Source organism: Microbispora sp. NPDC088329 (assembly GCF_040685655.1).
Lineage (GTDB): Bacteria > Actinomycetota > Actinomycetes > Streptosporangiales > Streptosporangiaceae > Microbispora.
The window spans coordinates 138634-165310 of sequence record NZ_JBFBIP010000012.1; the positions used below are offsets into that span (position 1 = coordinate 138634).

The following is a 26677-nucleotide window of genomic DNA, read 5'->3' on the forward strand; positions in this document are numbered from 1 at the left end:
CTCTATGACTTGTTTGTGGCTCGGGCGTAATTTTGTCCGGTAGGCCGGTCGATCGTCAACGTTCCCGGGGTCACCGCAGCGGCGGCACCTCCGGCGGAGTCGCCGCAGGCCGCTCCTCCAGCGCCGCCAGGGCCAGCTCCACCGCCCGCGCCAGCTGCGGATCCCGCCCGGCGACCAGGTCCTGCGGGGTCATGACGACCTCGACGTCCGGGTCGACGCCGTGGTTCTCAACGCCCCACCCCTCGCCCTCCAGCCAGAACGAGTACCGCGGCTGCGTGACGACGGTCCCGTCCACCAGGGAGTACCGCGAGTCGATGCCGATCACGCCGCCCCAGGTCCGCGTGCCCACGAGCGGTCCGATGCCGCGGTTCTTGATCCCGGCACTGACGATGTCCCCGTCCGACCCCGCGAACTCGTCGGTAACCGCCACGACGGGCCCGCGGGGCGAGTCCTCCGGGTAGCGCTGCGGCTCGTACCCACGGGCCAGCGACCACCCGGTCACCCGCCGCTGCAGCTTCTCCAGCACCAGCTCGGAGACATGGCCGCCGCCGTTGTCGCGCACGTCCACGATGAGCCCGTCGAAGTCCATCTCGGCGCGCAGATCCCGGTGGAACTGCGCCCATCCGGTGGACATCATGTCCGGCACGTGCAGGTAGCCGAGCCGCCCGCCCGACGCCTCACGCACGAACGCCCGGCGTCCGGTCACCCAGTCGTGGTACCGCAGGCGCGTCTCGTCGGCGACGGGTGTGACGACGACCCGGCGGGTCTCGCCTCCGGAGCCGGGCTGGACGGTCAGCTCCACGGGCCGCTCCGCCGTACCGGACAGCAGCGCCAGCGGCCCGCGGACCGGGTCGACCGGGCGCCCGCCCACGGAGACGATCGCGTCGCCCTCCCGGACGGCGACGCCGGGGGCGAGCAGCGGCGAGCGGGCCTCGTGGTCGGAGGACTCCCCGGACAGGATGCGGCTGACGCGCCACACCCCGCTCTCGTCCCGGGCGAGATCCGCGCCGAGCAGGCCCTGGCGCCGCTTGGGATCCCGGCCGGCGCCGTTCGGCCGCGCGTAGGCGTGGGAGGTGGCCAGCTCACCCTGGACCTCCCAAAGCAGGTCGATCAGCTCGGAGTAGGCGCCCAACCGCTCCACGAGGGGGGCGTAGCGAGCGAGCGTCTCCGGCCAGTCCACGCCGTTCATGTCCGCCCGCCAGAAGTGGTCGCGCATCAGCCGCCCGGCCTCGTTGTAGGCCTGCCGCCACTCGGCGACCGGGTCGACGGTCACGGACACCCGCTCCAGGTCGATGGTGACGATCTCGTCGTCCTCCCCGGTGGAGCGCGTCTGCAGGCCGTTCCCGCCGACGGCCACCAGGCGCGTGCCGTCGCCGCTCACCTCGAAGAACCCGAACTCCCCGTCCAGCTCGCCGACCTTGCGCCTGACCAGGTCGTAGCGCTCGAGGACCGGCTCGCCGGACTCGCTGCCGTCGCCGAGCTCGCCCGTGAGCGGGTGGCGAAGCCACAGCAGGCCGTCCTTGGCGGCACGCAGGGTGGAGTAGGTGCCGGCGGGCACCGGCACGGGCACGATCCGCGCCGCCAGCCCGTCGGCGTCCACCTCGGTCGCCGGCGGCGGGCCGGGCGTGCCGTCGTTCTTGGCGTCGTTCTTCCCGTTCTTGGCTCCGGAACCGGCCTCGTCCTCTCCGTTGAAGCCACGGCCGGCGAGCGAGGGATCGAACGGCGAGGGCGTGGTGGCCTTGAGCGGCACCAGGTACGGCCGGCAACTGGCGGGGAAGGACAGGTCGAAGACGTGCCTGTCGTAGACCGGATCGAACGTGCGGTCCGACAGGAAGGCCAGGTGCTTGCCGTCCTTGGTGAAGGTCGGGCTGTAGTCGTTGAAACGCGGCGGGGTCGCCTCGATCACGGTGCTGCCGTCCACGCGGGCCAGCTTGATGTGGCAGCGCCAGGGCTGATAGGCATGCGCCCACGCGAGCCAGGCCGAGTCCGGCGAGAACGTCAGGTGCTGCACGTCGCCGTGGGTGGTGCGGTCCACCTCGCGGACGTTCCCGGACTCGAGGTCGACCACCAGCAACCGCCCGTCGTGGGTGGCGACCGCGACGTGCTCGCCGTCCGGCGCGGCGGCGAGGTCGAGCACCCTGCCGAGTTGACCCGCGGCGAGCGTGCGGATGTCACCTCCGGGCGTGCCGATCTCCAGCGCGTCCTCGCCCGAGGCGTCCGACACCCAGACGGCCCGGCCGACGTTGTCGAGGGGCCGCGGCAGCCGTACCCGGACGCCCGGCTCGGCGCGCAGCACGCCCGCGGGGCCGTCGCGGTGGGTCAGCCAGTGGGCGGTGCCGCGGATCTCGACCACGCTGGCCCGCCCGGTGCGGTCGGGCGCGAAGCCGCCGACCCTGTTGGGCGCCGGCCGCCTGGCTCTGGCCGGGCGCGGCCCGCTCACCGTGATGTCCAGCTTGTACGGCTCGGCGTCCAGGCTCTCCAGCAGCCACAGGTCGCCGCCGAAGCTGTAGACGACGCGGGAGCCGTCGGACGCGGCATGACGTGCGTAGAAGCCGCGGTGTGCGGTGTGCTGCCGCAGGTCCGAGCCGTCGGGCAGGCAGGAGTAGAGGTTGCCGTCGCCGTCGGTGTCCGCGAGGAAGGCCAGTCGCTCCCCCACCCACATGACCGACCAGTGCTGCGCGGGGTTGTCGCCGAACAGACGGGTGAACTCGCCGTCGCCCGTGGCGTCCACCCAGATCTTGGCCGCGGTGCCGCCGCGGTATCGCTTCCACTGCGACGGCTCGCGCCACACCGCGGAGACCGTCGCCACCCTGGGTCCGCTGACCGCGGCCTCGCTGACCCTGCCGTACGGCAGCGCCGCCGCCGGGCCGCCGTCCAGCGGGACCGCGTGCGCCCACTGCCGGGAGCGCGAGCCGTGGCCCGCGGCGGTGACGGCCAGCACGTTCCCGTCCTCGGTCCAGCCGCGCACGCCCGTCATGCCGTTGCCCCAGTGGGTGAGCCGCTCGCCCTCACCGCCGTCCAGATCGGCGGCGAACACCTCGGGATCGCCCTCGCGGGTGCTCGTCCACGCGATGCGTGTGCCGTCGGGAGAGAACCGGGGATGGGAGACCGGCACCCGGTCGGCAGTGAACCGCCAGGCCCTGCCGCCGCTCGTGGGCGCCAGCCAGACGTCGTCGTCCGCCACGAAAGCGAGGAGGTCACCGTTCAGGTGGGGGTATCTCAGGTACGCACCATTCGCCACATGCGCACCCTATGCCGAATGGCGGCGGCTCCGCCGTACCGGACAGGTACGGCGGAGCCGGGGTCACCCGTTACGGGACGATGTTGACCAGCTTCGGCGCCCGCACGATCACCTTGCGCGGCTCGCCGTCCAGGTAGGGCCGGACCTTGTCCGATGCCAGGGCCAGTGCCTGCAGGTCGGCCTCGGAGATGTCCGGGGAGACCTCCAGCCGGTCGCGGAGCTTTCCCGCCACCTGGACCACGGCCGTGACCGACTCCTGGACCAGCAGCGCCGGGTCGGCCACGGGCCAGCCGGCCTTCGCGACCGACGGCGCGTGCCCGAGCCGTTCCCAGCCCTCCTCCGCGGCGTACGGCGCGACCAGCGACAGCATGATCGCCAAGGTCTCGGCGGCCTCGCGGACGGCCGGGTCGGCCGCACCGGGACCGGCGTCGATCGCCCGGCGGGCGGCCGAGGTCAGCTCCATCATGCGGGCCACCGCGACGTTGAACCGGTAGCCCTCGACGAGCTTGGTCACCTCGTCGATGGTCCGGTGGGTGACCTTGCGCAGCTCGACGTCACCGCCGGAGAAGTCGATCCCCGGGGCGGACGCCGCACCGGCCTCGGCCATCACGCGGAACGCGCGAGCCAGGAACTTCTGCGACGCGGCCGGCGAGACGTCGGCCCAGTCGATGTCGTCCTCCGGCGGCCCGGCGAAGATCATCGTGAGCCGGACGGCGTCCACGCCGTAGTTGTCGATCTGCTGGCCGAGGTCCACACCGTTGCCGAGGGACTTCGACATCGCCTTGCCCTGGTTGATGACCTGGCCCTGGTTGAGCAGGCGCAGGAACGGCTCGGTGAAGTCCAGCATGCCCATGTCGTGCAGGACCTTGGTGAAGAACCGCGTGTACAGCAGGTGGAGCACCGCGTGCTCCTGGCCGCCGATGTACTGGTCGATCGGGCCCCACGTGCGGACCTTCTCGACGTCGAACGGCCCGTCGGTGTAGTGCGGGTCGCAGTAACGCAGGAAGTACCACGACGAGTCGACGAACGTGTCCATCGTGTCGGTGTCCCGCTGGGCGGGCCCGCCGCACTTGGGGCAGGAGACGTTGACCCAGTCCGTGGCACCGGCCAGCGGCGAGACGCCCTTCGGCTGCAGGGCCGCGCCGCGCAGGTCGGGCAGCGTGACCGGGAGCTGGTCGTCCGGCACCGGGACCTCGCCGCAGTCCATGCAGTGGATGATCGGGATCGGGGTGCCCCAGAACCGCTGCCGCGACAGCAGCCAGTCGCGCAGGCGGTAGTTCACCGCGGCCTTGCCGGTGCCGCGCTCCTCCAGCACCTCGATGATCTTCTGGATCGCCTCGGTCTTGGTCAGCCCGTCCAGCGGACCGGAGTTGACCAGCGTGCCCTCGCCGGGGGTGGCGACGCCGGTCTCGCCCGGGTCGGCCAGGCCGGTGTGGACGACGACCTTCACCGGCAGGCCGAACTTCCGCGCGAAGTCGAGGTCGCGCTGGTCGTGCGCGGGCACCGCCATGATCGCGCCATGGCCGTAGTCGGACAGCACGTAGTCGGCCGCCCAGACCGGGATGCGCTCCCCGTTGACCGGGTTGATCGCGTACGTGCCGAGGAAGACGCCGGTCTTCTCCTTCTCGGTGGACAGCCGCTCGATGTCGGAGAGCTTGGCGACCTCGGCGCGGTAGGCGGCCAGCGCCTCCGCCTGCCCGGGGGCGACGATCTCCTCCGCCAGCGGCGCGTCGGCCGCCACGACGAAGAACGTCGCGCCGTACAGCGTGTCGGGGCGGGTGGTGTAGACGGTGACCGGCTCGTCGCGGCCTTCGATGCGGAACCGGACGTCGGCTCCGGTGGAGCGGCCGATCCAGTTGCGCTGCATGGTGAGGATCCGCTCGGGCCAGCCGCCCTCGATCTGCGCCATGTCGTCGAGCAGCCGGTCGGCGTAGTCAGTGATCTTGAAGTACCACTGCGTCAGCTCGCGGCGGACGACGTCGGCGCCGCAGCGCTCGCACTTGCCCGCCACGACCTGCTCGTTGGCGAGCACGGTCTGGTCCTGCGGGCACCAGTTGACCAGGCCGCCCTTGCGGTAGGCCAGGCCCCGCTCGTAGAAGCGGGTGAACAGCCACTGGTTCCAGTGGAAGTACTCCGGGTCGCTGGTGTGCAGGCGCCGCGACCAGTCGAAGGCGATGGCATACCGCTTGAACGAGTTCGCCTGGGTGTCGATGTTCTTGTACGTCCACTCGGCGGGGTGGGCGTTGCGCTTGATGGCCGCGTTCTCCGCGGGCAGGCCGAAGGAGTCCCACCCGATGGGGTGCAGGACGTTGTAGCCCTTCTGGAACCAGTAGCGCGCGATGACGTCGCCGATCGCGAAGACCTCGCCGTGCCCCATGTGGAGGTCGCCCGAGGGGTAGGGGAACATGTCGAGCATGTACTTGCGCGGCCTGGTGTCCGCGAGGTCCTCGACCGCCGCGAAGGGGTTCAGCTCCTCCCACCGCGGCAGCCACTTGGCCTGCAGCGCCTGCGGGTCGTACACCGGCTCGTCCACTTCCACTCCTCGCCAGGCGGCTGGAATCACACAAATGAAGGCGCCCGCCCGGGGCATCACCCCCGCCGCACCCCGCTCCTGGCCCGCCTGTGGCCCGGAAGGGAGGGGCAGCCCGCGCTATCGCGTCCCGTTCGTGACGCGACTGCCCGCGCAGCAGGGTGGCGGCACGCGTGTCAAGCGTAGCGCAGACGGCAAGTGCGTCACCGTTCGCTCTTGTGCCCCTGCCAGGCTGACCTCGCCTGTCAGAGTGCGATATCCGATGGTGATAGATCCGTTGTGGGCTCTTATGTCCATTCCCCTACTGTGCTGCCGTGGCCAACTCATTCCCGCCCGCGGATCTCCCGATGCAGGACCCGCCCACCGACCCCACGGGCGAGCAGTTCCGCGAGGCATTCCGTGGTTTCGCTGCGGCAGCCCCCGGCTCGCATGAGATCATGCCAGGCACCCCCAATTCGGGCATGATCTCGGGAGGTGCCGTGCCCACGGACCGCAGCGAACACCAGCGGGAACCGGCGTGGCCGGAGATCCCGCCGGCCTGGCCCGAGGTGCCTCCGCCCTCCTCCTTCACCCCCACCGTGCGCTCCTTCGTCGAGGGGGCGCCGCAGCAGCCCGCGGACGCCACCGCGACCATGGCGGGTCCACTGCCCGGCGCGCGGCAGCCCGCCCCCGCCTTCGGCGAGCCCGACCGGCCCGGCTCCGCTCCTTCCTCCGGCGGGCCGGAGAATTTCGGTGGCACAGAGAATCTCGGTGGTCCTGAGAAGTTCGGTGGCACAGAGGGCTTCGGCGGCACAGGGGGCTTCGGCGAGCCAGGGAGTCTCGGCGGCCGGCAGGGTTTCGGCGGCAGGGAGAGTTTCGGCGGCCCCGCGCAGAGCGGCGGGCCCGCGCCCTTCGGCGGCCCCGCCCCTGTGTACGGCAGGCCGGGCCCCGCCGGCCCCGATCAGAGCCAGAACCACGGCCAGAGCCACGGCCCGAACCAGGGACAGCCCGGCCCGCACGGGGTCACGTTCCCCGGTGGCCAGGACCGCTCACAGCCCTCGTCTCCGTTCACCCCCTCGGTCCGCTCGTACGCGGAGTCCGCCCCGCCCGCCTCCATGGCGCCGCCACCGCCTTCTCAGCCGGAGGATCCGTATCGGCCGTTCGTGACGGCGGGACAGATCAGCGGGCCGAAGACGCCTCCCGCGCACCGGCAGCAGGAGCTGTGGAACACGGTGTTCGGGGAGAACTATCAGGCCATCGACGAGTACGAGGAGGAGCCCGGCCGGCCGGTCTGGCTGTACGCGCTGGTGGCCTCGGCCGTCGCCGCGCTCGTCGGGGTGCTCGTGTGGGCGTTCGCCGCCGGGCCGCTCAGCTCCGGCGACACGGCCGAGGCGGCGACGTCCGCGAAGCCCTCCCCCGCCAAGTCCGGCGCCACGACCAAGCCTCAGGCGCAGGCCACACGGCTGCCCGTCTACAAGGGCACGGCCTCCCCCGTGAACGGCGTGCTCACCGACACCGCCGGCCGGATCACGCTGCCCAAGCTCGGCGGCCCCTGGCAGGCGGACGCGAACCCGGCCCAGATCAAGGCGACGTACGGCTTCACCAGCAGGCAGTACGTGCAGGCCGGTACGACCGCGGACGGCAAGAGCGAGTTCGCCCTGGTGATGTCGGGCACACTGGCCCCGTCGCTGGCCGCGAAGTACACCACGCCCGACAACCTGGGCCCTGTCGTCAACGCGGTGATGTACCGGGCGCGGCAGACCCAGTTCCCCAAGGACAACAAGGCCACCAGGACCGCCCAGCAGCGCCTGGCCCGCAACGGCCTGACCGGTCTGCTGACCGCGTACAAGGTGACGGCCGGCGGCGCGAGCACCACGGTCGTGATCGCGGCCGTGAACACCGGCGCCGACCTGCCCACGATCGTCTACATGGCCGTGCCTCAGCCGAAGAGCGATCTGCTCGCCGACATCAACACGGTCTTCCGGTCGATCAAGCCGATCCGCTGAGAGGCAACCGGCGACGCGACGCCGGTGCGCGGGCGGCCCCGCGCACCGGCTCGGCGGATGCGCTCCCAGCCCCTTACAGGGCCGCTGCTTCCATGTATCCCCACCGCTGGGCGTTGGGCACGAACACGTAGACCCAGTGGCCCTGCGACCGGCTCTTGTCGCTGACGTGGACGTGCCAGCCCGGCAGGACGTTGCCGATGACGAAGTTGGCCTCGTCGCGCAGGGTGGCGTTGCGAGTCACAAGCCTGCGCTGCTCGACGATGCGCGCCGGGGGCAGGGTGAAGCCGACGGGGCGCCATCCCGACGGCGAGACGTTGCTCCGGCCCTCCTGAACCCTGTCCGGCGCCGGCTGGCCCGCCGGATAGTCCTGCTGCGGGACCGAGCGGCCGATGCAGTCACGCCGGGTGAAGCCCCACCAGGGGAAGGCGTCGTGGGCACGCCCGGGGTCCGAGACGAGGGCCCATTCGCCGTCCACGTTGTACCGCCAGATGAGGTGGCGCCCGGCGGGGATGGTGAAGGTCGTGTTCGCGACGACTCCGGGCTTGGGGTAGTTGAGATAGACCGTGCAGGTGGTGGCGGCGGCGTAGCGGACGAACAGCTTCGTCTGCGCCGCCGTCGCCGTGCGGGCGACGGTCCGCGCATCGCTCCTGGCGCTCGTGGCGGCGTTCGCCGCGGTGGGCACGCAGATCACCGCCGCCAGCGCGAGCGTCACCGGAGTCTTGACTGCGAAAGCAGGTCTCACGTGGAAGCCTTTCGTATGGCGTGACGGAATGCGGGTCATTAGCCCGGAAGGAACCGGACCGATGCGATTATGTACGTCACGATCAGCTGCGACAGGTATTTTCACTGCTGAAATCGATGAAATCCAGAAAACGCGCCCACCAGCGGAAACGTGCGCGTGAAACCGGAAACAGCAGGGGTGAAAACACGTGGAGGAGACGGCGGGCGACGAGGTCCGGCGGGCACGGGAGGCGGCGGGCATGACGCAGCGGGAGCTCGCGAAGGAGGTCAGCCGACAAGGAGTGCGAATGTCGACACCGACGCTCTCACGGTGCGAAATGGGCCGCCGCGCGTTCAAAACGGAGGAATTGGCGGTCATCCGCCGGGTCCTCGCACCGGCCTCCGGCATGGAGCCGGCGAACGATCCCTCACCAGGCATCGACCTGGAGACCGCAGCGGCCCTTACGGCCGCCGGCGAGACAGGACGGCGGCGCCGCACCGGACCGCGGGTGCCGTGGGCCGCCGCCTTCGGCGTCGGAGCGTCGGTGATCGCACTCGCGCTCGTGCTCCAGGTCCGCACCGTGCTGACGAGCGGCGACGCCGCGGCCTCCCCCTCCGCCTCGCAGGCGGACGCCGGCTGCGGCCGGTACGAGGTGGCCGCGCGGGACCTGTGGCTGCGCGACCGCTACGGGGAGCCGCTCGTGCAGCTCCCGCACGGCCTCGCCCTGACCGACGCGGGCGGGGGCGACGACGCCGGCCGCTACCGGCACGTGTCCACGACGGACGGGAGGAGCGGGTGGGTCGACCCCGCCTACCTCAAGCCTCGTTGTCCTTGATCCGGCCGGTTCAGAACTCGCAGGTCATGTGCTTGATGCCGTTGATGAAGCTGGACAGCAGGCGCTCCGGCTCGCCCGCCTCGATCTGCGGGACCCGCCGCAGCAGCTCGCGGAACATCGCGGTGATCTCCCGGCGGGCCAGATGGGCGCCCAGGCAGAAGTGCGGACCCGGGCCGCCGAAGCCGACGTGCGGATTGGGGTCGCGCAGGATGTCGAAGCGCAGCGGGTCGTCGAAGACCCGCTCGTCGCGGTTGGCCGCCCAGTAGTACAGCAGCACCTTCTCGCCCTCGCGGTAGAGGTTGCCGTTCATCTCGTGGTCGCGGGTGACCTTGCGGCGCATGTAGTTGACCGGCGCGGCCAGCCGGACGATCTCTTCGATCGCGCGCGGCGCCCGGCCCTCGAAGTCCTCCAGCCACAGCCGTCGCTGATCCGGGTTGAGCGTGAGGAGGCGCAGGCCGTGCGAGATGGCGTTGCGGGTGGTCTCGTTGCCGGCCACGACGAGCAGGATGAAGAACGAACCGAGCTCCTGGGCGGTCAGTTGCTCCCCGTCGATGTTGGCGTTGACCAGCGACGAGGTGAGATCGTCGGTCGGCGTGTCCATCCGCAGCGCGGCCAGGTCCTGCACGAGTTGCTGCAGCTCCATCCCCGCGGTGAGAAGCGCGTGCGCGATGTCCTCACGGTCGCTGACGTACTCCGGGTCGGTGGCGCCGAGGACGATGTTCGAGCGGTCGAAGACGAACTGGTAGTCCTTCGCCGGGATGCCCATCATGTCGCAGATGATCTTCAAGGGCAGCTTCGCGGCCACCTCGGTGACGAAGTCGCAGCCGGGGCCGGTCTCCAGCAGCTCGTCCACGATGCGCGAGGCGGCGGCGTCCACGTCGGACTCGAACTGCTTGATCATCCGTGGCGTGAAGGCGCGCGAGACGATCCGCCGCAGGCGCGCGTGCCGCGGGTCGTCCATGTTGATCATCGAGCCGAAATACTCGGCGAACTCCGCCGGGAGGTCCGGGATGTTGGTGGCCCCGCCGTCGCCCGAGCAGAAGACCTCCGGGTTGCGGCTGGCCTCCAGGATGTCGGCGTGCCGGACGAGCGCGTGGTAGCCCGGGCCCTGGGGAGTGCCCGCGAAGGTGAACTCCGGCTCGGGGAAGAAGGCGGGCGTGTCCAGGTCGCGCAGCAGCCGGAACGCGTGCTCGCGATCCTCGTCCGGGAGGCCCCAGAAGTTCCAGTCGTTGAGGTCGATGTCCGCGGCCGAGGTGATGGGCGTACGCCCCACGGGCTCCGTCGGCGGTGTCGTCATGAAGAGGCCGGCCCTTCCGAGTGACTAGAACCACATTCGGCCGTCAGTCTGCCACAGTGACGGGCTCATCGGCAGTGGGCCCGGCCGTGGGCCCGCCACGGCGCTCAGTTGCGGGCCCGGCACCGGGCTCAGCACCGGGCTCACCGGTGTCCGGCGCGGAGGACCGGGGCTGCGCGCCGGCCTGGGTCAGGCGGTAACGCGAGGGCGGGATGCCGTACAGGTCGACGAACGCCTGGCGGAGGGTCTCCGCCGTCCCGAAGCCGCAGCGGGCCGCGACGGCGGCCATGGGCAGCGACGTGGCGGCGAGGAGCTGGGCGGCGGCCTCGGTGCGGGCCCGGCGGACGAACCGGCCCGGCGCCTGCCCGGTGTGCTTGAGGAACAGCCGGGTCAGATGGCGCTCGCTCACACCCGCGCCGGCCGCCAGCGCGGCGGTGGACAGGTCGACGTCCGGGTGGCCGGTGATGTGGTCGACGACGCGCCTCACCAGGCCGTCGCCGGGCGGCGGGCCGTCTTCGGCCCCTGCCGCTTGCCCGTGATGGAGGCGAAGAAGTTCCGGTAGGCGGTGTTCAGATCGGCAAGCGCCTGCTGCAACACCACAGCGGACACTTCGGCCAGCCAGGAGCGTTCCGAGGTCTTCTTCGCCTGCGTGATGACCCGCGTGGACAACTCCCCGTCGCAGATGTACGGCAACCCGGCGGCGTGGGCTTCCCGCCGCAGGCGCAGCCCGTCGTTGAACACCACCCGCGCGCACCCGAACGCCCGGGCCAGCGCGACCTGCTGGGCGGGGGCCGGAGAGAGGCGGAAGTTGTACCGAAGCCGCACACCAAGGTTTTACCATCCGTTGATGGGCGCGTACGGGGAGTCAGGGCACGCAGGGACGGCGTTTGCGGACCGAGTTCCCCGAACTGGCCCGCCACTACTACCGGGCGAACACGCTGTGGTCGGGCTCCCACTTCGCCGGGAGCGTGGGCGGCGCACCGATCAGCGCCCTCAACCAGTACATCGAGCAGCACAACCGCCCCGTCTGATCTGCCAAGACGCCGATCCGCCTGACGGCGAACCGGCTTTCCCTGCCCCGCTACGCGGGACAGTCCGCTTCACCCCCGGCCTGAAGGCCGGAGCACTGCGGACGAATCCGGTAGCTCATGTGCTTGACGCCGTTGATGAAGTTGGACAGCAGGTACGACGGCTCGCCCACGGAGCGGATGGCGGGCATGCGGTCGAACAGCTCCCGGAACATCACCGTGATCTCCCGGCGGGCGAGGTGGGCGCCCAGGCAGTAGTGGGGACCGGGGCCACCGAAGCCGACGTGGGGGTTGGGACTCCGGGTGATGTCGAAGACGTCGGGATCAGAGAAGACGGCCTCGTCCCGGTTCGCGGAGTTGTAGAACAGCAGAACCTTGTCGCCCGCGCGGTAGTCCTGGCCGTTCATCGTGTGATCGCGCGTCACGGTGCGCCGGAACTGGATGACGGGGGTGCAGTAGCGGACGATCTCCTCGACGGCGCCCGCGACGCGTCCGTCGAAGTCCTCCAGCAGCAGCGCGCGCTGGTCGGGGTGGTCGGTGAGCAGTTTGAGCCCGTGCGCGACGGCGTTGCGCGTGGTCTCGCTCCCGGCGACGACGAGCAGGATGAAGAACGAGCCGAGCTCCTGGGCGGTGAGGCGCTCCTCACCGTGCACGAGCATGCTGGTCAGGTCGCCGGTGGGCCGCCGGCGGCGCTCCCGGGCCAGGCGGCGGGCCAGCGTGTTCAGGTCGTGCCCGGCTCGAAGCAGCGCCGCCAGCCCGCGGGCGGTGCTCCAGCGGCCGAAGGAGCCGTCCGGACTGGACGGGTCGACGCTGACGCCCGAATACTCGGAGTCGGCGTTGGCCAGGACCGTGTTCGTACGGCGCAGCACCCGGTCGTGATGTTCCGCCGGGATGCCCATCATGTCGCAGATCACCCGTACGGGTAATCGGGCGGCGATCTGGGTGACGAAGTCGCCGGGCCCTTCCCGCACGGCCCGGTCGACGATCTCCCGGGCGGCCCGGGCCAGGTCCTCCTCCATCTTCGCCAGGATCCGCGGGGTGAACGCCCGCGAGACGATCCGCCGCAGGCGGGCGTGCCGGGGATCGTCCATGTTGATCATCGAGCCGAAGTAGACGGCCAGCCAGCGCGGCATGTCGTTGATGCTGTTGGCCGTCGGCTCGCTGCTGAAGACCGCGGCGTTCCGGCTCGCCTCGGTCACGTCGGCGTGCCGCACCAGCGCGAAGTAGCCCGGGCCGTGGCCGATGAAGGGGATCTTGTTCTCACGGAAGAAGACGGGGCGGTCGAGCGCGCGCAGGCGGCGGAACGCCTCGTGCCGCTCGGCCTGGGGCAGCCCCCAGAACGGGATGTGGGACAGGTCGACAGCCGTGTCCATGCCGCCCACTCTCGTGCGGGGGCACCGCATCGTCAAGAGTCGGGAACGCCCTTGTCACCGCACCCTCAACATCCGCCGCCCCAGCCGTTACGCTGAGGTACCTACCGGTTGGTATGGACCTGATCGGTCCGATAGAAGAGGGAGCGGCAGATGCTCAACCTGGCCGTCGTGCTGGATGACAGCGCACGGGAGAAGCCCGACGCCACCGCGGTCGTCTTCGGCGACATGCGCCTGCCGTACTCGCTCGTGAACACCATCGCCAACCAGATCGCCAACCTGCTCGTCGCGCGCGGCGTCGGCAGGGGGGACAAGGTGGCGCTGGCCTGTCCCAACCTGCCGTACTTCCCGTTCGTCTACTACGGAATCCTCAAGGCGGGCGCGACCGTCGTCCCGCTGAACGTGCTGCTGCAGTCGCGGGAGATCGCCTACCACCTGAACGACTCCGACGCCAAGGCCTTCTTCTGCTTCGAGGGCACGCCCGAGCTGCCGCTCGGCGAGCGGGGCAGGGCCGGCTTCGCCGAGGCCGAGCGCGCGGAGCACTTCATCGTGCTGCCGGCCACACCGTTCGCCACCGAGTCCGAGCTCGGCGAGACGCTGTGGGCGGCCCTCGACGGGGTGTCCGGCGAGTTCGAGACCGTGCAGACCTCCGCCGACGACACGGCGGTGATCCTCTACACCAGCGGCACCACCGGCCAGCCGAAGGGCGCCGAGCTCACCCACCAGAACATGGTCATGAACGCCGTCGTCAGCGACGAGATGTTCCCCCGGCAGGCGGACAACACCTATCTTGTCGCACTGCCGCTGTTCCACTCCTTCGGCCAGACGGTGCTGATGAACGCCGGGTTCCGGCGCAGCGGCGCGCTCGTGCTGCTGCCGCGCTTCGAGCCGGCCGAGGCCCTCGCGCTGATGAAGCGCGAGCAGGTCACGTTGTTCGCCGGGGTGCCGACGATGTATTGGGCCATGCTCACCGCCGTGCACGCCGGGGCGGCCGAGGTGCCGTCCTCGCTGGTCACGGCGGTCTCCGGTGGCTCGGCGCTGCCGGTCGAGGTGCTCAAGGACTTCAGCGCGACGTTCGGCGTGGACATCCTGGAGGGCTACGGCCTGTCGGAGACCGCGCCCGTGGCCTCGTTCAACCAGCCGGGCAGGCCCGCGAAGGCCGGCTCGATCGGCACGCCGATCTGGGGCGTCGAGATGAAGCTGGTGGACGCCCTCTGGAACACGGCCGACGACATCGGCGAGATCGCCGTCCGTGGCCACAACATCATGAAGGGCTACTACAACCGGCCCGAGGCCACCGCCGAGGTGATGAAGGACGGCTGGTTCCGCACCGGTGACATGGCCAGGCGGGACGAGGACGGCTACTACTTCATCGTCGACCGGGCCAAGGACATGATCATCCGGGGTGGGTTCAACGTGTATCCGCGGGAGATCGAGGAGGTCCTCATGACCCACCCCGCGGTCTCGCTCGCCGCGGTCGTCGGGGTGCCCCACGACTCCCACGGCGAGGAGGTCAAGGCGTACGTCATCCGCAAGCCCGGCGCCACGACCACCGAGGAGGAACTGGTGGCGTGGTGCCGGGAGACGATGGCGGCCTACAAGTACCCGCGGATCGTGGAGTTCCGCGAGTCCCTGCCGATGACCGCCACCGGCAAGATCCTCAAGCGCGAGTTGCGGTAGAGCCGCTCACGGCCAGTCGAGGGACGGGCGCAGCGGAACGTGCGACTGTCCCTCGTCGAGCCGGACGCCGAGCACCTGGTGGAGCTGCACCTTGTTGCGCTCGAAGCCGACGACGCAGCCGGCCATGTAGAGCCGCCAGACCCGTGCGGTGCCCTGGCCGACCTCCTCGACCGCCTCGTCCCAGTGGTCGTCGAGGTTCTTGCACCACTCGCGCAGCGTCAGCGCGTAGTGCTCGCGCAGGTTCTCCTCGTGGCGGACCTCGAAACCGGTGTCCTCCATCTGGCGGATCAGGTAGCCCACCGACTCCAGCTCGCCGTCGGGGAAGACGTAGCGGTTGATGAAGCCGCCCTTGTTGAGGGTCTTCTCCGTGCTGGTCGGGCGGGTGATGCAGTGGTTGAGCAGGCGCCCGCCCGGCTTGAGCTTGCCGTACAGGAAGGAGAAGTACGACGGCAGGTTGTCCTTGCCGATGTGCTCGGTGAGGCCGATCGAGCTGACCCGGTCGAACCCGGTCTCCGCGACGTCGCGGTAGTCCATGTAGCGGACCTCGGCGAGCTCCGACAGCCCGGCCTCCGCGATGGCCTTCTGCGCCCACTCGGCCTGCTGGCGCGACAGCGTGACGCCGAGGCCCTTCACGCCGTACTCCTTGGCCGCGTGCATGACCATGCCGCCCCAGCCGCAGCCGACGTCGAGCAGCCGCATGCCCGGCTTGAGGTCGAGCTTCTTGGCGACCAGGTCGAACTTCGTGTACTGCGCCTCCTCCAGCGTCGCGTCCGGCCGCGGGAAGACCGCGCAGGTGTAGGCCATGGAGGGGCCGAGCACCCACTCGTAGAAGCGGTTGGAGACGTCGTAGTGGTGGTGGATCACCTCGGCGTCGCGCTGCTTGGCATGCCGGCTGCCCAGCTTCGCCAGCGTGCTCTGCCGCGCCTCCTGCGGCGGCGGCGGCACACGCATCAGCAGCGGCTTGATCCCGAGCGAGCGGACCGCGGCGACCTTCTCGCTGAGCGGCAGGTCGTTGAGCGTCAGCGACCACATCCGGTCGAGCAGGGTGTACATGTCCCCGTGCACATCGATGTGCCCGGTGATGTACGCGCGGGCGAGGCCGAGCTCTCCCGGCGCCTGCGCGAGGTAGGCCACCGCCACCGGCGACTTCACCTCGATGCGGACGTCCGCCCCCGACGTTCCGGCCTTGCTGCCGTCGTAGGCGACGAACTCGACGCCCGCGTCAGGACCGACGATCTTCTCGAAGATCTTCGCAAGAGTCATTGCACCTCTCCCGACGTTTCGACGCCTACCGGCCTCTGACGCACTTGTCATAGAGGTCCAGCAGCCGGCCGCCCGGGTCGTAAGCGCGTTTGACCGGCCAGTAGGCGTCCCCGTTGTAGAGCCGCCAGAACTCCTCACGCTCGTAGAACGAGGTGGAGTACAGCGACTTGTGGCCGTCGAGCGAGTGAACGGCTCGCTCGATCAACCGGTTGTGGTACCCGTCGTACTGACCGCGTGGCAGGGGCACCATGCCCCAGAAGCCGAAGTTCACGTAGAGACGGCCCGGCTCCAGGGGGTAGAGCGACCAATTGCCGGTCGCCTTGAGCGGGCACATCCACACCGGGGTCATGCCGACCTGGTCGTGGAAGACCTCCAGGAACTCGGCGCCGCGCTCGACGGGCACCTCGACGTCCTGGATGACCGACTCGTGCACCGGGTTGTTGCGCCAGCGGTCGATCCTGGCGGTCACGCCGTACCTCTGGTCGAGGCCGACGAGCTTGCGGTAGACGTCCGACCGCAGGTAGCGGCGCGGCAGGAGCGAGCGGACCAGCGGCTGCTGCACACCGAAGGCGCGCGAGCACCAGAACCAGTCGGTGTCCCAGCGCCACAGGTAGTCGCGCACCGTCAGCCAGTCGCGGACACGGCTGCGGATCGACTGATAGTAGATCCGCATGCCGGTGTAGTCGGACGTGTAGGGTGCCCGGTCGGAGAACGAGCCCACCGTGATGTACAGCTCGTCCGGGCCGAAGAACGTGCCGTCGACGAAGTCGATCTGCTCGCCGTCGTGTTCGCGGCTCTCGCAGATCTCCTGCATGGCGAGCATGCACTTGTCGGCGTCGCTGAAGCGGATGTGCGTCAGCTTGACGTACGGCTTCACCCGGGCCAGCTTGATCCGGATCCGCAGGGCGTAGCCGAGCGTGCCGTAGGAGTTGGGGAACGCCTGGAACAGGTCCGCGTGTTCGTTGTCCGGCCGGGCCACCAGGATCCGCCCGTCGCCGGTGAGGATCTCCAGCTCCTCGACCGACTCGTGCGGCAGGCCGTCCTTGAAGCTCGTCGACTCGATGCCGAGGCCGGTGACCGCACCGCCCAGCGTGATCGTCTTGAGCTGCGGCACGACGTAGGGCATGAGCCCGTACGGAAGCGTGGCGTCCACCAGGTTCTCGTACGTAGTCATGCCCTGGACCTCGGCCGTCATGGTCACCGGGTCGACGTGGATGACCTGGTCCAGATCGCGGGCGGACAGCGTGGCCGTCTTGGCCGGCGCGCGGAAGCGGAACAGGTTCGTCGTGGGCTTGGCCAGCCGGGGAGCGGCGTCCTCCGGAATGGCCGAGTAGGAGTCCCTGATCTGCTCGACGGCCTTTTTATGGGCGGTCATACTGGCCGTGCGCTCTGGCATGACACCACCCCCATGGATCGTAGAGATCGCCTTCTTGGCACGCTATCCCCAGAGGGGAACGCAGACCAGAGTAGACACGTTACGCCCGCGAAAACTATCCGGTGATCGCGTGTCGCAGCGTCGGCGTAGATCGTATCCTGCCTCTTTTCATCGCCTCCGCCGCCCCTGCCGTAACTGTGGAAACCGTCATGACCCTGGACGGACGGCGGCGTGCCGATCATCCCGTGGACACGTCCACTCGGCTCGGGTGGCGCCGGCCGGGCGCCGGGCGGCCCGCTCAGCGGACTCGGTCGTAGACCAGGGCGATCTCGCCCAGCTCGCCGGTCTCCTGGTGGGTGAGCGTCCACTTCGTCGCCGGCAGGCCGTCGTCGAACAGGCGGCGCCCGCCTCCGGCGATCTCAGGAAGAATCATGAGGTACAGCCGATCGAGCAGGTCCGCCGACAGGAGCGGCTTGATGACGCCGGCGCTGCTGTTGACGAGGATGTCGCCTCCGCCGGTGGCCTTGAGGTCCTTGACGACATCGGCAGCGGGGGCGTTCACCACACGGGTGCGCTCCCACGGCGCCTCGGTCAAGGTGGTCGAGAAGACCACCTTCTCCGTGCCGACCAGCCACTTGGCGTATCCGCGGTCACGAGGGTCGGCGTTCTCGTCGTCGGCGACCGATGACCAGTACCCCATGAATCCCTCGGCGTTGATCCGGCCGAGCACCGCCGTCGTCGCGCCCTCCCAGATGCGGTTCATGTGGTTTCGCGCGACCTCGGTGATCACGTAGGGAGCGAACGCAGCGAAATCGCCGGGACCGCCGGGACCGTGGTAACGCCCGTCGAGGGTGAGACTCAGGTTCGCGGTCACCCTGCGGCCGGTCGAGTCGGTCATGTCGTGCTCCTTGTATCGGTGTCGTGTGCCTTCGCGGCAAGGGTCGCCGCGAGCTTGTCGAGGCTCTGGCCGAAGCCGATCTCGATCCCCGCGATGAAGTCCGCGGAGTCGACGGTGCTGTCGGTGATGCGGAAGCGGACGTCGAGGTCCGTGCCGGTGCCGGTGGGCCTGAGGTCGAGGTCGAGGTGGGCGGTGAAGGCCCGGCCGCCCTCGGGAAGCAGCGGAGAGAGCCGGTAGGCGAGGTGCTCGTAAGGGCGCACCTCGCCGACGACCCCCTCCGCGCGCCCGGCGATGTGGCCGGAACCGTCTATGTCCTCGACATCGCGGTATTCATGAGCGATCCGCCCGCCCGGTCGCGCCTCGAACACGAGCTCGGAGACGCGCAGATCGTCGGGCGTCCACCAGTGGGCGAGCAGCGAGGCGTCGGTCAGGTGGTGCCAGACCAGCTCGGGCCGCCCCTCCAGCGACCGGTGGAACCCGAACGAGCGGCCGTCGGCCCATCCCGGCTCCTTCGCGGCGAGCCGCTCCGCGTGGAGGCTGAGCCCGTAGCGATCGTAGGTCTCCCGCGGGCCGCCGGCCTCGTCAGCGGTGTCGGCGAGCCGGCCGAGCGCGTCCGCGAGCTCCCGAAGGGGCTCGGACCGGAGCGCGTAGATGCGGCGCTGACCGGTGCGGCGGGAGGTGACGATGCCGGCGCGTTCGAGGGTCTGCAGGTGCTTGGTCGTCTGCGGCTGGCGCGCCTCGGCGAGCCGGGCCAGGACGCCGACCGGCCGGGGGCGCTCGGCCAGCAGAGTCACGAGCCGCCATCGGGCCGGGTCGGCCAGCGCGGCGAGGAGTACGTCCACGAAGCGAAAGTATTCGCCATGAAGAATATTCGTGTCAAGGAATATTCATCTCCGCCGTCGGCACAAGCCGTTCCGGCGCGCCTCCAGAAACATGTTCTACTTGTCGCGTGAAGTGATGCCCGATGTGAGGAGGGTGCGATGGACGAGCCGCGGGGACCGCTGGCGGGGATCCGGGTGCTGGAGCTGGCCGGTCTCGCCCCCGGGCCGTTCGCCGGGATGATGCTCGCCGACCACGGCGCCGAGGTGCTGCGGGTCGACCGGGTGCAGGCCGTGAGCGACACCCCGCGCCGTGAGGTGATGGATCGCGGCAAGCGCACGATCGGCCTCGACCTGAAGTCGCCCGAGGGCGTCGCCGCCTTCAAGCGGCTGGCCGGGCGGGCCGACGTGGTGATCGAGGTGTTCCGTCCCGGGGTCGCGGAGCGGCTCGGCATCGGCCCCGCCGACCTGCACGCGGTGAACGAGCGGCTGGTCTACGGCCGCATGACCGGCTGGGGCCAGGACGGCCCGCTCGCCTCCACCGCCGGGCACGACATCGACTACATCGCGATCGCCGGGGTGCTGTCGATGCTGGGCCGCGAGGGCGGCAAGCCCACCCCGCCGATCAACATCCTCGGTGACTTCGCCGGCGGCGGTCTCATGCTGGCGTACGGCGTGCTGCTGGCCCTGCTGGAGCGGGAGCGCACCGGACTCGGCCGCGTGGTGGACGCCGCGATGGTCGACGGCGCGGCGCTGCTGTTCTCGATGTTCTACGGCGGGGTGCACTCCGGCCACTGGGGCCCACGCGGCACCAACCTCCTCGACACCGGCGCCCCCATGTACGACACGTACGAGACGGCCGACGGCGGTTTCCTCGCCGTGGGCGCGCTGGAGCCGCAGTTCTGGGCGGAGATGCTCACCCGGATGGGCCTCGGCGACATGCCCGCCCGCGACGACCCCGCGAACTGGCCGGCCATCAGGGAGCGGCTCACCGAGGCGTTCCTGTCGCGCACCCGGGCCGAATGGGAGGCGGTCTTCGAGGGCTCCGACGCCTGCGTGTCCCCCGTGCTCGACCCGCGCGAGGCCGTCCGGCATCCGCACAACCGGGCGCGCGGCACATTCGTGGAGGTCGGCGGGCTGCCGCAGGCCGCGCCCGCGCCCCGGCTGGTGGGGGCGCCGCGCGCCGCCCTGTCCCCTGCGACACGGCTGCACGACCTGAGCGCGTGGGGCCTGCCCGGCGACGAGGCGAAGGCCCTGCGTGCCGCCGGCGTGCTGGCCTGACCGTTTCGGCCTGACCGTGTTGCCTCGACCGCACTAACCCGACCGCACTCGCCTGGCCGTGCCCGGGCGCCCCGACCCCCGGCTCCCCTTCCCCCGAGACGACCGAGGAGATCCCCCATATGGACATTTTCGAGGCCCTCTACACGACCCGCGCCATGCGGCGGGTCAAGCCCGACCCCATCCCGATGGAGGTCCAGGAACGCATCCTGGACGCCGCGGTCCGCGCACCCAGCGCCGGCAACACCCAGGGCTGGCGGTTCCTGCTGGTGGACGACCCCGAGGTGAAGTCCCAGCTGGGGCCGCTGTACCGGGACGCGCTCGGCAGGCTGTTCGAAGGGCACTACAAGCCGATGCGCGAGCGGGCCGAGGCGACCGGCGACGCCCGCACGCTGAACGTGCTGCGGTCGGCCCAGCACCTGGCCGACAACTTCGAGGCCTATCCCCTGCTGATGTTCGCGTTCACCCGCAACGACGCCGGCGGCGGCTCCATCTACCCCTCGGTGTGGAGCGCCCAGCTCGCCGCCCGCGCCTTCGGGGTGGGCAGCGCGCTGACGTCCGTGCTGGGACTGTTCCACGGCGCCGAGACGATGCGGATCCTCGGCGTGCCCGTGGACAAGGGCTGGCAGGTGGCGTGCATGGTCACCTTCGGCTACCCGACCGGCCGCTGGGGGGTGGCCCCGCGCCGGCCCGCCCACGAGGTCGCCTACCGCAACCAGTGGGGTGAGCCGGTCGGCTTCGAGATCCACGAACCCCTCTGGACGCCCTGAGTCGATCACGTGACTGCTCTCCGATGAAGCAGCTCTTGTCTCGAATGTAGTACACCTACTACATTCGAGAGCACGGCTACTTCATTGGAGGGCACATGCATGACGTGATCCGCGTACGCGGACTCCGCATGGCGTACGGGCCCGTTCAGGTCCTGAACGGCGTCGACCTCGACCTGCGCAGGGGCGAGGTGTTCACGCTGCTGGGGCCCAACGGCGCCGGCAAGACCACCCTGGTCGAGATCCTGGAAGGGTTCCGTACGGGCTGGTCGGGCGAGGCCGAGGTGCTCGGCGAGAACCCGGCGCGGGCCGGGGACGCCTGGCGGGCGCGGCTCGGCGTGGTGGTGCAGTCATGGCGTGACCACCCCCGCTGGCGGGTGCGCGACCTGCTCGCGCACGTCGCGGCGCACTACGAGAAGCCGCGCGACGTCGACGAGCTGCTCGCCGCTCTCGGCCTGACCGAGGCGGCGCGCAACCGGGCGGGGGTGCTGTCCGGGGGCCAGCGCCGCCGGCTGGACGTCGCGCTCGGCATCGTCGGCCGTCCCGAGGTGCTGTTCCTCGACGAGCCCACGACCGGGTTCGACCCCGAGGCCCGGCGGGAGTTCCACCTGCTGATCGAGCGGCTGGCCGGCGAGGAGGGGCTGACCGTGCTGCTCACCACGCACGACCTGCCCGAGGCCGAGCGGTTGTCCGGGCGCATCGCCGTACTCGTGGCCGGGCGGGTGGTCACCTGCGGCAGCCCGGCCGAGCTGGCCCGCGCCGTGCAGGCGCCGTCGCTGGTGCGCTGGGCGGACGGCGAGCTGGAGACCGCCGACCCCTCCGGCGTGGCCTGGGACCTGCATCGGCGGTACGGCGGCCCGGTCCCCGGGCTGGAGATCAGGCGGCCGACCCTGGAGGAGAGCTACCTGGATCTCATCGAGGAGACACGCGAGACGGCGACGGTGGGAGGGACGCGATGAACGCGGCGATCCTGGGGCTGCGGCGGGGCTGGACCGAGCAGCTCAACCTCTGGAGCGACCGCAAGGAGTTGCTGAACGCCCTCATCGGGACCGTCGGCACCTACGTGGTGCTGGTCCTGTTCATCGGCGGCAACAACGTGCCCGGCACGCCCGTGTCCATGGCGGCGTTCATGACGCCGGGGTTCCTGGCGTTCGCGGTGTTCTCGACCGGGCTGATGGGGCTGCCCATGCTGATCGCCGCGGACCGCGAGGAGGGCACGCTGATGCGGGCCCGGACGCTGCCGGGAGGCATCCGGGTCTACCTGACCGGGCGGGCCGTCACGACGCTGCTGACGATCGCGCTCAACGCCGCGCTCGTCCTGCTGGTGGCCGTGCCGCTCGCCGGGGTTTCCGTGCCGTCGACGCCCGGGCGGTGGTTCACTCTCGCCTGGGTCCTGATGCTCGGTACGCTGGCCGTCGTGCCGCTGGGCGCGGTCATCGGCAGCCTGGTGTCCGGGCCGAAGGCGGCCGCGGCCATGCTCGGCCTGCCGGCGATGCTCCTGATGCTCGTCTCCGGGGTGATGTTCCCGCTGGAGGTGATGCCCGGCCTGGTGCGCGGCATAGCCCAGGTCTTCCCGCTCTACTGGCAGGGCGTCGGACTGCGCGCGGCGTTCCTGCCCGACTCCGTCCTCGCGGCCGAGATCGGGCACAGCTGGCCGCTCGGCCGGGCCGCGGCCGTTCTGGGGGCGTGGGCCGTCGGCGGTATGGTTCTAGCCCCCTGGTTGCTGCGCCGGGTCCGCGGGAGGTGAGCGGACTCGCGGGGCTGGTGACGGTCGGCGAAGAGCCGGCGGAGGTGAGACGTGGCCGAGGAGCCGGTGTTCAACCGCATCGCGGTGCTGAGGGCCGACCGCGGCGTCTCGCGCCGGGATCTGGCCGCCGCGCTCGGGGTGCACTACCAGACGGTGGGCTACCTGGAGCGCGGCGAGTACAGCCCCAGCCTCCACCTGGCCCTGCGGATCGCCGAGTTCTTCGAGGTGCCGGTGGAGGTCGTCTTCTCCCTCAAGCCGTTCCCCAAGCTGGGGAGCGCGTCATGAGCCTGCGCGAACGCCTGGACGGCCACATCGCCCGGGCGATGGAAGAGGAACACCTCGTGGCGCTGCACCGCACCCGGCGGCGGCGCCGCCTGCTGGTGGTGGCGGGCGCGGCCAGCGTGCTGCTGCTGTGGGCGGACGCCGCGGTCTCGTGGGCGATCGCCCCGAGCGACACCGCCGTCCGGGTCAACCTCGTGCTGCTGGTGGTCATGGCGGCGATCTACATCCCGGTCGTGACCGCGCTGAACAGCGCCACCCGCGGCCTCGCCTCGCTGCCGGAAAGCCGCCTCGACGAGCGGCAGGCCGCCGAGAGGTTCCGCGCGCACACGTACGCGAACAGGGTGATGCGGCTCGTCCTGGGCGCCCTGGCGGTGTTCGTCGTGGTCGCGACCTGGGACGAGGGAGAGAAGTCCCAGATCCCCGGCGCGGCCGTGTTCCTCGGCGTCTTCGCGCTGTTGTGGACGCACTTCCTGCTGCCGCTGCTGGTCGCCGGATGGCGGCTGCCCGACCCGCCGCCGGACGACGACCAGGACGACGACCGGGACGACGACCAGGACGGCGAGCAGAGCGACGGTCAGGCCGGCGCCGCCTGAGCCTGCACCGGCGGCCCGGAGGGCTCGCCGAACGACGGCAGCGTGGCCACGAAGAGGTCGACGCCCCCGGGATGGTGGATCTCCAGGTCGGTGGTGAAGGCACGGGCCGGGGTGGCGCCCGACTCGGTGTGCCTCCACACCTGCTGCCAGGTGTCGAGGAGCGCTCCCGGCATCGGTCCCCGCGCCTCGAACAGCAGCGCGGGCACGCCCGGCACCCGTACGGCGACCATGCCCTCGGGCAGCCGCGCCGCCGTGCGCACGGCCACGCCGACGATCTGGGTGTAGGCGCCGTTGTGGTCGCTCTCGTAGTCGGTCAGCACGGCGTACAGATTCTCGTCGATCCGGCCGGGCACGTGCGCGAAGGCTCCCGGCGCTCCGGCGCGGCCCCACAGACCCCGCAACTGGGCGCGGGCCGGGTCCGCCTCCGCCGCGTTGGTCGTCCGCACGGCGAAGCCGACGACGAGCGTCTCCGGACGGTCAACGATGATCACATGCTCTCCTTCCAGGCGAGGTCAATGTATCCCGTGCGCGGGCCTGCTCCGGCGGCGGCCGGGAATGCCGGAGACGACCCCTCACAACATAGGCTGGACAAACGTGCGATTCCTCAATGATGTACTGCCGCCCTACGATCTCACGTACAGCGATGTCTTCATGGTGCCGTCTCGTTCCTCGGTCGGTTCGCGCCTCGCCGTGGACCTGTCCGCCGTGGACGGCACCGGCACCACGATCCCCGTCGTCGTCGCCAACATGACGGCCGTCGCGGGCCGTCGCATGGCCGAGACCGTCGCCCGGCGCGGCGGCATCGCCGTCATTCCCCAGGACATCCCGATCGACGTGGTCACCGAGGTCGTCGAGTGGGTGAAGAGCCGCGACCTCGTCCACGACACGCCCATCACCCTCACCCCCCACGACACCGTGGGCGAGGCGCTCACCCTGCTGCCCAAGCGGGCGCACGGCGCGGTCATCGTCGTGGACTGGGAGAACCGTCCGGTCGGCGTGGTGACCGAGGCCGACTGCCACGGCGTCGACATGTTCACGCAGCTCTCCCAGGTCATGACCGCCTCGCCGCAGACGCTGCCGCAGGGCGTCGATCCGCAGGCCGCGTTCGAGGCGCTGCACGAGGGCCGCCACCGGCTGGCCCCCGTGGTGGACGGGGACGGCCGTCTGGTCGGCATCCTCACCCGCACCGGCGCCCTGCGCTCCACCCTCTACCAGCCCGCCGTCGACTCCCGGAACCGGCTGCGCGTCGCGGCGGCGGTCGGGGTGAACGGCGACGTGGCCGCCAAGTCCAAGGAACTGCTCGACGCCGGGGTCGACGTGCTCGTCGTCGACACGGCCCACGGCCACCAGGAGAAGATGATCTCGGCGCTGCGTGCCGTACGCGCCCTGGGGCCCTCCGTGCCGGTCGCGGCGGGCAACGTCGTCACCGCGGAGGGCGTACGCGACCTCGTCGAGGCCGGCGCCGACATCGTGAAGGTCGGCGTGGGCCCGGGCGCCATGTGCACGACCCGCATGATGACCGGCGTGGGACGGCCGCAGTTCTCCGCCGTGCTGGAGTGCGCGGCCGAGGCCCGCCGCCTCGGCCGGCACGTGTGGGCCGACGGCGGCGTGCGCCATCCCCGCGACGTCGCGCTGGCACTCGCCGCGGGCGCCTCGAACGTCATGATCGGCTCGTGGTTCGCCGGCACGTACGAGTCGCCGGGCGACACCCGCACGGCCGCCGACGGGCGCAAGTACAAGGAGAACTTCGGCATGGCCTCGGCCCGTGCCGTACGGCTGCGCACCGCCGAGGACTCGCCCTTCGAGCGGGCCCGTAAGGCGCTGTTCGAGGAGGGCATCTCGACCTCGCGGATGTACCTCGACCCGGCGCGGCCCAGCGTCGAGGACCAGATCGACGCCATCGTGGCCGGTCTCCGTTCCTCCTGCACGTACGCCGGCGCCGCGACGCTGGAGGAGTTCCACGAGCGGGCCGTTATCGGCGTGCAGAGCTCCTCCGGCTACAGCGAGGGCATGCCGCTGCACCAGAGCTGGTGACTCCTTCTATTCCGTGCAGGAATATCGGGCTCCGTCGGGGTAGTGCGTTCGTGTACCGACCGCACTACCCCGCGGAGGCGATCATGCAGTACTCCCCGGCCGGAGAGCCGGTCAGTCCGGCGGCCGACAGACGGCTGCTGGTCAGTTACGACAACTACACGGCGGCGCAGCGCGCCGTCGACACCCTGTCCGACGCAGGGTTCCCGGTGGAGAACACCGCGATCGTCGGCAGCGACCTGCGTCTCGAGGAGACCGTCACCGGACGGCTCACCAACGGCAGGGCGGCGCTGTCCGGCCTTGTCACCGGCGCGGTGTTCGGGCTCATCGTCGGCCTGTTCCTCGGGCTGTTCACCTCGGCCACGACCCCGTTCTTCGGACTGGTGCTGTGGTCGATCCTCTGGGGCGCCATCGCCGGCGCCGCCTTCGGCTTCACCAGCCACGCCTTCACCGGCGGGACGCGAGACTTCTCGTCCAGGAGCTCGATCGTCGCCGGACGCTACGACGTGCTGGTGGCCTCTCCCATGCTCGACCAGGCCCAGGCGCTGCTGCAGGGCGGCGTGCAGCCGGCCGACACCGTCGTCGTGACGCGTCCGCCGTCGGCCGGTCCCGTCACGACGGCGCCGGTCACTGCGGGTGACACCGCGCCGCAGGCCTCCGCTTTCCCGGAGACCGGGTCCCTTGCGGAGGAGGTCCGCGCGGAGGAAGCCCGCGCGGAGGAGGTCCGTGCGGAGGAGGTCCGTGCGGAGGAAACCCGCGCGGAGGAAACCCGCGCGGAGGAGGCACGGCTCGCGCGGGAGCGCGCCGAGGATGCGCGCGACGACGACCGGGCGGGCCTGTCGAGGGGCCGTCGCGGGTAATCCTCGTCGGCCACAGGAGTTCCGACGCCTTCCCCGCCGCGCGGGGAAGGCGTCGTCGTGTCGACCGTCACCGGTAGAGTC

The 26677-nt window shown here is 70.8% G+C and carries 22 protein-coding genes and 2 pseudogenes; 12 read left to right on the forward strand and 12 right to left on the reverse strand.

From position 1 onward, the window contains the following. Positions 1-70 precede the first annotated feature (70 nt). Both AB0O28_RS22785 and leuS read right to left on the reverse strand, forming a co-directional pair. Positions 71-3241 carry a PDZ domain-containing protein gene (locus AB0O28_RS22785; protein WP_363643221.1) on the reverse strand — a complete coding sequence of 1057 codons (3171 nt, stop codon included), beginning with the start codon at positions 3239-3241 and terminating at the stop codon, positions 71-73. A 70-nt stretch (positions 3242-3311) separates the two neighbouring features. Next, the gene (gene leuS, locus AB0O28_RS22790; RefSeq protein WP_363643223.1) at positions 3312-5774 is read right to left on the reverse strand and encodes a leucine--tRNA ligase; all 2463 of its coding nucleotides are present in this window, start codon (positions 5772-5774) and stop codon (positions 3312-3314) included. Between the two features lie 311 nt (positions 5775-6085). Here leuS and AB0O28_RS22795 point away from each other — a divergent pair, with 311 nt between their 5' ends. Beyond that, positions 6086-7756: a hypothetical protein gene (locus AB0O28_RS22795; RefSeq protein ID WP_363643225.1), complete on the forward strand. Its 1671-nt coding sequence runs from the start codon at positions 6086-6088 to the stop codon at positions 7754-7756. Positions 7757-7829: 73 nt separating this feature from the next. On the opposite strand, the gene AB0O28_RS22800 is transcribed toward AB0O28_RS22795, so the two are convergent. Continuing rightward, positions 7830-8498, reverse strand: a complete 669-nt coding sequence (locus AB0O28_RS22800; protein ID WP_363643227.1) for a hypothetical protein — start codon at positions 8496-8498, stop codon at positions 7830-7832. Positions 8499-8685: 187 nt separating this feature from the next. Here AB0O28_RS22800 and AB0O28_RS22805 point away from each other — a divergent pair, with 187 nt between their 5' ends. Continuing rightward, complete coding sequence (locus AB0O28_RS22805) at positions 8686-9312, forward strand: helix-turn-helix transcriptional regulator (protein WP_363643229.1); 627 nt, start codon at positions 8686-8688, stop codon at positions 9310-9312. A 10-nt stretch (positions 9313-9322) separates the two neighbouring features. On the opposite strand, the gene AB0O28_RS22810 is transcribed toward AB0O28_RS22805, so the two are convergent. From AB0O28_RS22810 to AB0O28_RS22820, 3 genes and pseudogenes are all read right to left on the reverse strand, one after another. Continuing rightward, positions 9323-10609 (reverse strand): cytochrome P450, encoded by a 1287-nt coding sequence (locus AB0O28_RS22810; protein WP_363643231.1) that lies wholly within the window; start codon positions 10607-10609, stop codon positions 9323-9325. A gap of 43 nt (positions 10610-10652) precedes the next feature. After that, the gene (locus AB0O28_RS22815; protein WP_363643233.1) at positions 10653-11093 is read right to left on the reverse strand and encodes an AraC family transcriptional regulator; all 441 of its coding nucleotides are present in this window, start codon (positions 11091-11093) and stop codon (positions 10653-10655) included. A 26-nt stretch (positions 11094-11119) separates the two neighbouring features. Then, a pseudogene (locus AB0O28_RS22820) lies at positions 11120-11431 on the reverse strand (transposase); the annotation flags it as partial. A 56-nt stretch (positions 11432-11487) separates the two neighbouring features. Here AB0O28_RS22820 and AB0O28_RS22825 point away from each other — a divergent pair. After that, positions 11488-11637 (forward strand): annotated as a pseudogene (locus AB0O28_RS22825) (transposase); the annotation flags it as partial. A gap of 50 nt (positions 11638-11687) precedes the next feature. Here AB0O28_RS22825 and AB0O28_RS22830 read toward each other — a convergent pair. Further along, positions 11688-13007 (reverse strand): cytochrome P450, encoded by a 1320-nt coding sequence (locus AB0O28_RS22830; RefSeq protein WP_363643235.1) that lies wholly within the window; start codon positions 13005-13007, stop codon positions 11688-11690. A gap of 150 nt (positions 13008-13157) precedes the next feature. Between AB0O28_RS22830 and AB0O28_RS22835 the strand changes: the two genes are divergently transcribed. Then, on the forward strand, positions 13158-14684 hold the full coding sequence (locus AB0O28_RS22835) for a long-chain fatty acid--CoA ligase (RefSeq protein ID WP_363643237.1): 1527 nt from the start codon (positions 13158-13160) through the stop codon (positions 14682-14684). Positions 14685-14690: 6 nt separating this feature from the next. Here the strand turns inward: AB0O28_RS22835 and AB0O28_RS22840 are convergent, their stop codons facing one another. From AB0O28_RS22840 to AB0O28_RS22855, 4 genes are all read right to left on the reverse strand, one after another. Beyond that, positions 14691-15947, reverse strand: coding sequence for a class I SAM-dependent methyltransferase (locus AB0O28_RS22840; protein WP_363643239.1), 1257 nt, complete (start codon positions 15945-15947; stop codon positions 14691-14693). A 25-nt stretch (positions 15948-15972) separates the two neighbouring features. Further along, positions 15973-17343: an FAD-binding oxidoreductase gene (locus tag AB0O28_RS22845; protein ID WP_363643241.1), complete on the reverse strand. Its 1371-nt coding sequence runs from the start codon at positions 17341-17343 to the stop codon at positions 15973-15975. Between the two features lie 277 nt (positions 17344-17620). Next, a complete protein-coding gene (locus AB0O28_RS22850; protein WP_363643243.1) occupies positions 17621-18220 on the reverse strand; it encodes a dihydrofolate reductase family protein in 600 nt (199 codons plus the stop codon). Continuing rightward, positions 18217-19062, reverse strand: a complete 846-nt coding sequence (locus AB0O28_RS22855; protein WP_363643245.1) for a metalloregulator ArsR/SmtB family transcription factor — start codon at positions 19060-19062, stop codon at positions 18217-18219. The genes AB0O28_RS22850 and AB0O28_RS22855 overlap by 4 nt, the downstream gene beginning before the upstream one ends. A gap of 138 nt (positions 19063-19200) precedes the next feature. Between AB0O28_RS22855 and AB0O28_RS22860 the strand changes: the two genes are divergently transcribed. The 6 genes from AB0O28_RS22860 (at position 19201) to AB0O28_RS22885 (ending at position 23705) form a co-directional block, all read left to right on the forward strand. Then, positions 19201-20319 carry a CaiB/BaiF CoA-transferase family protein gene (locus AB0O28_RS22860; RefSeq protein ID WP_363643247.1) on the forward strand — a complete coding sequence of 373 codons (1119 nt, stop codon included), beginning with the start codon at positions 19201-19203 and terminating at the stop codon, positions 20317-20319. A 119-nt stretch (positions 20320-20438) separates the two neighbouring features. Continuing rightward, on the forward strand, positions 20439-21086 hold the full coding sequence (locus tag AB0O28_RS22865) for a nitroreductase family protein (protein WP_363643249.1): 648 nt from the start codon (positions 20439-20441) through the stop codon (positions 21084-21086). A gap of 95 nt (positions 21087-21181) precedes the next feature. Beyond that, positions 21182-22042: an ABC transporter ATP-binding protein gene (locus AB0O28_RS22870; RefSeq protein ID WP_363643251.1), complete on the forward strand. Its 861-nt coding sequence runs from the start codon at positions 21182-21184 to the stop codon at positions 22040-22042. Further along, positions 22039-22830, forward strand: a complete 792-nt coding sequence (locus AB0O28_RS22875; protein ID WP_363643253.1) for an ABC transporter permease — start codon at positions 22039-22041, stop codon at positions 22828-22830. Before AB0O28_RS22870 ends, AB0O28_RS22875 begins: the two co-directional genes overlap by 4 nt. Before the next feature lie 51 nt (positions 22831-22881). Continuing rightward, entirely contained in the window at positions 22882-23115 is a 234-nt protein-coding gene (locus AB0O28_RS22880; protein ID WP_079316115.1) for a helix-turn-helix transcriptional regulator, read from the forward strand. After that, positions 23112-23705, forward strand: a complete 594-nt coding sequence (locus AB0O28_RS22885) for a hypothetical protein (RefSeq protein ID WP_363643255.1) — start codon at positions 23112-23114, stop codon at positions 23703-23705. The genes AB0O28_RS22880 and AB0O28_RS22885 overlap by 4 nt, the downstream gene beginning before the upstream one ends. On the opposite strand, the gene AB0O28_RS22890 is transcribed toward AB0O28_RS22885, so the two are convergent. Further along, positions 23687-24196 (reverse strand): effector binding domain-containing protein, encoded by a 510-nt coding sequence (locus AB0O28_RS22890; protein WP_363643257.1) that lies wholly within the window; start codon positions 24194-24196, stop codon positions 23687-23689. The two genes, AB0O28_RS22885 and AB0O28_RS22890, sit on opposite strands and share 19 nt — an antisense overlap. Before the next feature lie 103 nt (positions 24197-24299). Here AB0O28_RS22890 and AB0O28_RS22895 point away from each other — a divergent pair, with 103 nt between their 5' ends. Both AB0O28_RS22895 and AB0O28_RS22900 read left to right on the forward strand, forming a co-directional pair. Beyond that, complete coding sequence (locus AB0O28_RS22895; protein ID WP_363643259.1) at positions 24300-25739, forward strand: GuaB1 family IMP dehydrogenase-related protein; 1440 nt, start codon at positions 24300-24302, stop codon at positions 25737-25739. Positions 25740-25822: 83 nt separating this feature from the next. Further along, positions 25823-26596 (forward strand): general stress protein, encoded by a 774-nt coding sequence (locus AB0O28_RS22900; protein WP_363643261.1) that lies wholly within the window; start codon positions 25823-25825, stop codon positions 26594-26596. Positions 26597-26677 lie beyond the last annotated feature (81 nt).

Excerpts from the sequence above, each read along its gene's own strand:
- AB0O28_RS22900 (WP_363643261.1), top strand. The coding sequence starts at position 25,823 with ATGCAGTACTCCCCGGCCGGAGAGCCGGTCAGTCCGGCGGCCGACAGA.
- AB0O28_RS22885 (WP_363643255.1), top strand. The coding sequence starts at position 23,112 with ATGAGCCTGCGCGAACGCCTGGACGGCCACATCGCCCGGGCGATGGAA.
- AB0O28_RS22850 (WP_363643243.1), bottom strand. The coding sequence starts at position 18,220 with ATGACCGACTCGACCGGCCGCAGGGTGACCGCGAACCTGAGTCTCACC.
- AB0O28_RS22865 (WP_363643249.1), top strand. The coding sequence starts at position 20,439 with ATGGACATTTTCGAGGCCCTCTACACGACCCGCGCCATGCGGCGGGTC.
- AB0O28_RS22860 (WP_363643247.1), top strand. The coding sequence starts at position 19,201 with ATGGACGAGCCGCGGGGACCGCTGGCGGGGATCCGGGTGCTGGAGCTG.
- AB0O28_RS22810 (WP_363643231.1), bottom strand. The coding sequence starts at position 10,609 with ATGACGACACCGCCGACGGAGCCCGTGGGGCGTACGCCCATCACCTCG.
- AB0O28_RS22875 (WP_363643253.1), top strand. The coding sequence starts at position 22,039 with ATGAACGCGGCGATCCTGGGGCTGCGGCGGGGCTGGACCGAGCAGCTC.
- AB0O28_RS22835 (WP_363643237.1), top strand. The coding sequence starts at position 13,158 with ATGCTCAACCTGGCCGTCGTGCTGGATGACAGCGCACGGGAGAAGCCC.
- AB0O28_RS22830 (WP_363643235.1), bottom strand. The coding sequence starts at position 13,007 with ATGGACACGGCTGTCGACCTGTCCCACATCCCGTTCTGGGGGCTGCCC.
- AB0O28_RS22845 (WP_363643241.1), bottom strand. The coding sequence starts at position 17,343 with ATGCCAGAGCGCACGGCCAGTATGACCGCCCATAAAAAGGCCGTCGAG.
- AB0O28_RS22840 (WP_363643239.1), bottom strand. The coding sequence starts at position 15,947 with ATGACTCTTGCGAAGATCTTCGAGAAGATCGTCGGTCCTGACGCGGGC.
- AB0O28_RS22870 (WP_363643251.1), top strand. The coding sequence starts at position 21,182 with ATGCATGACGTGATCCGCGTACGCGGACTCCGCATGGCGTACGGGCCC.